Origin of the sequence: Vibrio sp. 10N.261.51.A3 (assembly GCF_041471965.1) — a bacterium.
In the GTDB taxonomy this organism is placed as follows: Bacteria; Pseudomonadota; Gammaproteobacteria; order Enterobacterales; family Vibrionaceae; genus Vibrio; species Vibrio crassostreae_C.
This window is the reverse complement of sequence record NZ_JBFRPK010000014.1, coordinates 1-6108: the sequence shown is the minus strand read 5'-3', so window position 1 is coordinate 6108 and position 6108 is coordinate 1. Positions and strand designations below refer to the sequence as shown.

Genomic DNA, 6108 nt, shown 5'->3' with positions numbered 1-6108 from the left:
TCCACCATGGCCATCTTCTATTTGATAAGTGATAGCGATTTGTTGCGACTGACCATTGGCCAAATGGTTAAATGCGGGATTGGTGGCATCAACAATTAATGTATGACCATCAGTATCTAAGGTGATACCTGCGGGGATTTTCCCTGCCTGAAGTTGACCATCGATGGCATATTCAAGGTGACTGATGGTTAAAGCGTCGCCGTCTTTGTCTGTGGCACCTACTAGCAGATTGAGGGTGTGATGATTATCGACCCCCTCACTGACACTGTCGGTTAAAGGTGTCACATCAGGGTTGTCGTTAACCGCAGCTAAGTTGGTGGTTGCGCCGGTGTGGGTCACACCACCGTGTGCATCCTTAACGTCATAGCTGAAGTGTACATCGCCGTTATAGTCTTTCTCTGGGGTAAACGTAAACGTACCATCGGCATTGTTTAGAATAGAGCCATGGTCGACATGGAGGTTTTCAATGGTTAGCTTACCGGCGTCATTGGCATCCACATCGACGGTATTCGCTAATAGTTGCGCAGTGGTTAAGGTTTGGCGTGTATCTTCACTGCCATTTGCAAGCACAACTTCAGATGAACAGTAAGGTCTGTCGTTACTGCCGTGAATGGTGATGACAATATCGTGTGTTGTACCATCTTTTGAATGGACTGTAATCGTATCGGTTAGGCTTTGCCCTTCACCAAGCTGGTCAATTGCAGTGCCACGCGTTGTGGGTCTAGCACCTATACCTGATAGATGCCCAGCATCGGCATGGTAATGCCAGGTGCCATCGGTGAGTAAGATTAGATCGCCATAGGTGCCGTGATAGTCGTAACCATTGCTGCCTTGGCGTTCAAATCCTGACTCGCCTACATCGGGGTCTGTGATGGTCAGCTTGCCATCCGCATAGAGTGTTGTATTGCCAAGTGTGGCTATGCCTGAGTGAGCATAGTCAGGTGACATGTCGACACCCGCGCTGCTTTCGGTTATTGAACCAGTATCAACGCCAGCGATTTGGGCTTTATCGCCAACAGCCGAGAGCGTCGTTGATGCGCCAGTGTGTGTTGTACCACCATGCGCGTCTTTCACATCGTAGGTGAAGTGGACGCTGCCGTTGTAATTGTGGCTTGGAGTGAAGGTGAAGGTTCCATCGTGATTGTCTTGAATCGAGCCATGGTCAGCATGCAAATTAGCGATAGTGAGCTTACCTGCATCGTTGGCGTCTACGTCAACAGTATTAGCGATTAGCTCGGTTGCTGTGATGGTTTGAGCAAGATCTTCTTTACCGCTGTTCAGTTGCACTTCACCAGAACAATACGGACGGTCGTTATCGCCATGAACGGTGACAACAATATCGTGAGTGGTGCCATCAGCCGATTTGACGGTGACAGTATCCGTTATCGATTCACCTTGGCCGAGGTGATCAATCTTTCTACCTGTTGCGTCTTGGCCTATGGAAGCGTAGTAGCTCCAATCTCCGTTACTCTGAAGTATGACACGACCATGAGTGCCGTAATAAACGCCGGTTTGGGCATGGCTTTCACCGGAGTCTGGATCAACAATGTTCAGGTGACCATCAGTGTGTATTTCGTCGTTCCATAATTTGCCGATGTTTCCATGCATATGATCTGGTGAGCGATCATCGACGTAGCCACCAGACATTGTACCATCTGGTGCTGTATAGGTATGCCCTTCATGAACATCTCCAGTATAGACACCGCCGATAACGGCAGAATTATTAACCCCTGTAATCGTTATTGAGAGGTTTTGAGTGCTGCTCGCATTATGCTCGTCTGTGACTGTTACTGGAACAGTCAATGTCTTCGTGACACCTGATGCTAACGATTGATAGCTAGAGTGAGCAGGATCGAAGCTATAACTGCCGTCCGGATTAACCACCAAGCCATCAATCTGCGGTGCGCTGTAAGTCAAGGCCGCACCGGTATCAATATCTTGGCCAACCATTTGTCCATTTAGAACGCTTCCACCTTCAGTCACTGAGTGGGACTGAGCATTGATGGTTGGGGCATCGTTGGTACCATGAACCGTTAGCTCTATCGTGTGTGTTGTACCATCTGCTGAGCGTATAATGGCTGAATCGTGTTTAACTTCGCCTTGCGCTAAGTTCTGTATATTGCGGTTGTCGAGGGTATAGGTGTAGTGACCGTCGCGCATGAGCAGTATGTGCCCACCCAGTTTGGTGTCGTAGCCAATACCTTGATAGGTTTGTGAGCCTATATTCGGATCAAACTGTGCCTCTCCCTTATCAGGGTCTTGGATGTTTAATCTGCCGTCGTAATGCAGTTGGTAGTGGGTATCTATATAGCCGCGATCTTCAGTTACTCCCCGTAAGTCTGCATTGGCTTGTGCGTCGGTAATAATCGCGTTATCTGGAGTTGCGATAAGATCAAACTTAGCTTGAGTGCTGACGCTGCCCCCATGGCCGTCAACCACATCATAGGTGAGTCGAATCTCACCATTGAAATCTTTATCTGGCGTGAAGGTATAAGTGCCATCTTTATTATCAGTCAGGCTACCGTGTGTCGCTTGCAAATTTGTCACGTGCAATACATCGCTACTATCCACATCGCTTGCATGTGTTAGCAAGTCAGAAGCCTTGATGGTTACGGGTTGATCCTCTTTACCCGCAGGAAGCTGAGTCCACGCACTGACAATTGGTTTGTCGTTGCTGCCTTGCACATCGATAACGACTTTATGAGGGACTGTCGCTCCTGTTGAATCGGTAGCGGTGATCCAGAATGATTCAGACTGATGTTCACCAGCCGCGAGTTTATCCGCGGCACCGCCGGTTGAATTGTCTAGCTGATAGTGCCAATGACCATGCTGATCAATCGATAGCGTTCCCCATTGACCTTGGGGTTGATTGATTGCCCACGTAACGGTGTCGGACTTATCTATATCAGTCGCGATTAAGCTCCCTGTCGCATCGGGGTTTCCTGCCGTGTTCAAGCCCTGTTCGATCACCGCGCCACTTGAGGTACCTGAGATAGTAGGGCGGTCATTGGTGCCATTGATAATGACTTTAATGGTTGACGGTGTGCCATCGATGGAAGAGACCGTAAAGGTTTCCTCAACTTTATCGCCAACATTTAACTGATTAAATACGTTGTTGGCGGTGAATGTCCAATGGCCATGGGCGTCGATGTTTAGGTTGCCGTTCGAGCCAATTATTGAATCTGGCGTAAACGTATTGTCTGGGTTGTCTACATCGGTGCTGGTCAACGTTCCTGATGTCGTGACTGCTTTGTCAGTCTCATCGATGGCTACGGTCGCACTGCTGACAGTAGCGGTGTCGTTAGTGCCGTTAATCGTGACTTTTATGGTTGACGGTGTGCCATCAACAGACGATACAGTGAAGGTCTCTTCGACTTTATCGCCGATGTTTAATTGATTAAATGCGCTGTTGGCAATGAACACCCAGTGGCCACTGGCATCAACAGTTAGGTCACCGTTGGTGCCAGTAATAGAATCCGGCGTGAACGCATTATCTGGATTATCCACGTCAGTACTGGTTAGCGTGCCTGATGTGGTTACCGCTTTGTCAGTTTCATCGATGGCAATGGTCGCGCTGCTGACAGTAGCGGCGTCGTTAGTACCGTTAATCGTGACTTTTATGGTGGAAGGTGTGCCATCGATGGACGAGACAGTGAAGGTTTCTTCGACCTTATCGCCGACGTTTAGCTGATTAAACGCGCTGTTGGCAGTGAACACCCAATGTCCATTAGCATCAATAGTCAGGTCACCGTTGGTGCCTGAAATAGAATCCGGCGCAAACGTGTTGTCTGGGTTGTCTACATCGGTGCTGGTCAACGTTCCTGATGTCGTGACTGCTTTGTCAGTCTCATCGATGGCTACGGTCGCACTGCTGACAGTAGCGGTGTCGTTAGTGCCGTTAATCGTGACTTTAATGGTCGAAGGTGTGCCATCAACAGACGACACAGTGAAAGTCTCTTCGACTTTATCGCCAACGTTCAATTGATTAAACGCGCTGTTAGCGGTGAACATCCAATGACCATTGGCATCAATAGTCAGGTCACCGTTGGTGCCTGAAATAGAATCCGGCGTGAACGCATTGTCTGGATTATCAACATCGGTACTAGTCAATGTTCCTGATGTCGTTACCGCTTTGTCAGTTTCATCAATGGCAACGGTCGCACTGCTGACAGTAGCTGCGTCATTAGTGCCATTAATCGTCACTTTGATGGTCGAGGGTGTGCCATCAACAGACGACACCGTGAAGGTTTCTTCGACCTTATCGCCGACGTTTAGCTGATTAAACGCGCTGTTGGCGGTGAACGCCCAATGACCATTAGCATCGATAGTCAGGTCACCGTTGGTACCTGAAATAGAATCCGGTGTGAATGCATTATCTGGATTATCCACGTCAGTACTGGTCAACGTTCCTGATGTCGTTACCGCTTTATCAGTCTCATCCACACTGACTGTTGCGGTACTGACTGTCGCTGCATCGTTAGTGCCATTAATCGTCACCTTGATGGTCGAGGGTGTGCCATCAACCGACGATACCGTGAAGGTCTCTTCGACTTTATCGCCGACATTCAATTGATTAAACGCGCTGTTGGCGGTGAAGAACCAATGACCATTGGCATCAATAGTCAGGTCACCGTTGGTGCCAGTAATCGAATCCGGTGTGAATGTGTTATCAGGATTATCAACATCGGTACTGGTTAACGTGCCTGATGTCGTTACCGCTTTATCAGTCTCATCCACACTGACTGTTGCGGTACTGACTGTCGCTGCATCGTTAGTGCCATTAATCGTGACTTTGATCGTTGACGCTGTGCCATCAATAGACGAGACAGTGAAGGTCTCTTCGACTTTATCGCCGACATTCAATTGATTAAACGCGCTGTTGGCAGTGAAGCTCCAGTGACCATTGGCATCAATAGTCAGGTTACCGTTGGTGCCTGAAATAGAATCCGGCTGGAAAGCATTGTCTGGGTTATCTACGTCGGTACTGGTTAGGGTGCCTGAGGTTGTTACCGCTTTGTCGGTTTCATCGATAGCGACGGTCGCACTGCTGACAGTAGCGGCGTCGTTAGTGCCATTAATCGTGACCTTGATCGTCGAAGGGGTGCCATCGATGGACGACACCGTGAAGGTCTCTTCGACCTTATCGCCGACATTCAATTGATTAAACGCGCTGTTGGCTGTAAAGGCCCAATGACCATTAGCATCAATAGTCAGGTCACCGTTGGTGCCTGAAATAGAATCCGGCGTAAACGTATTGTCTGGGTTGTCTACATCGGTACTGGTCAACGTGCCTGATGTCGTTACTGCTTTGTCGGTTTCATCGATAGCAACGGTCGCACTGCTAACAGTGGCTTTGTCATTAGTGCCGTTAATCGTGACTTTGATGGTCGATGGTGTTCCATCAACAGACGACACCGTGAAGGTTTCTTCGACTTTATCGCCGACGTTCAATTGATTAAATGCGCTGTTAGCGGTGAAGAACCAATGACCATTGGCATCAATAGTCAGGTCACCGTTGGTGCCTGAAATAGAATCCGGCGTAAACGTGTTGTCTGGGTTATCCACGTCAGTACTGGTGAGGGTTCCAGAAGTTGTTATAGCGCTGTCCGTTTCATCCACACTGACTGTTGCGGTACTGACTGTCGCTGCATCGTTAGTACCGTTAATCGTGACTTTAATGGTCGAAGGGGTGCCATCAACGGAAGTGACGGTAAAGGTTTCTTCGACTTTATCGCCGACGTTCAGTTGATTAAACGCGCTGCTCGCGGTGAACACCCAATGACCATTGGCATCAATAGTCAGGTCACCGTTGGTACCGGAAATGGAATCGGGTGTGAAGGTATTATCTGGATTATCCACGTCAGTACTGGTTAGCGTACCTGAGGTAGTTACCGCTTTGTCGGTTTCATCGATGGCGACGGTCGCACTGCTGACAGTAGCGGTGTCGTTAGTACCGTTAATTGTCACCTTGATAGTGGACGGTGTTCCATCAACAGACGACACCGTGAAGGTTTCTTCTACTTTATCGCCGACGTTTAACTGATTAAACGCGCTGCTCGCGGTGAACACCCAATGACCATTAGCATCAATAGTCAGGTCACCGTTGGT

1 protein-coding gene is annotated in these 6108 nt (G+C 48.8%); it reads right to left on the bottom strand.

Annotated features, from left to right (window positions below):
• Positions 1 to 6108 (bottom strand): VCBS domain-containing protein (locus AB4371_RS04110; RefSeq protein WP_372149064.1); only part of this gene is annotated, 6108 nt, incomplete at both ends.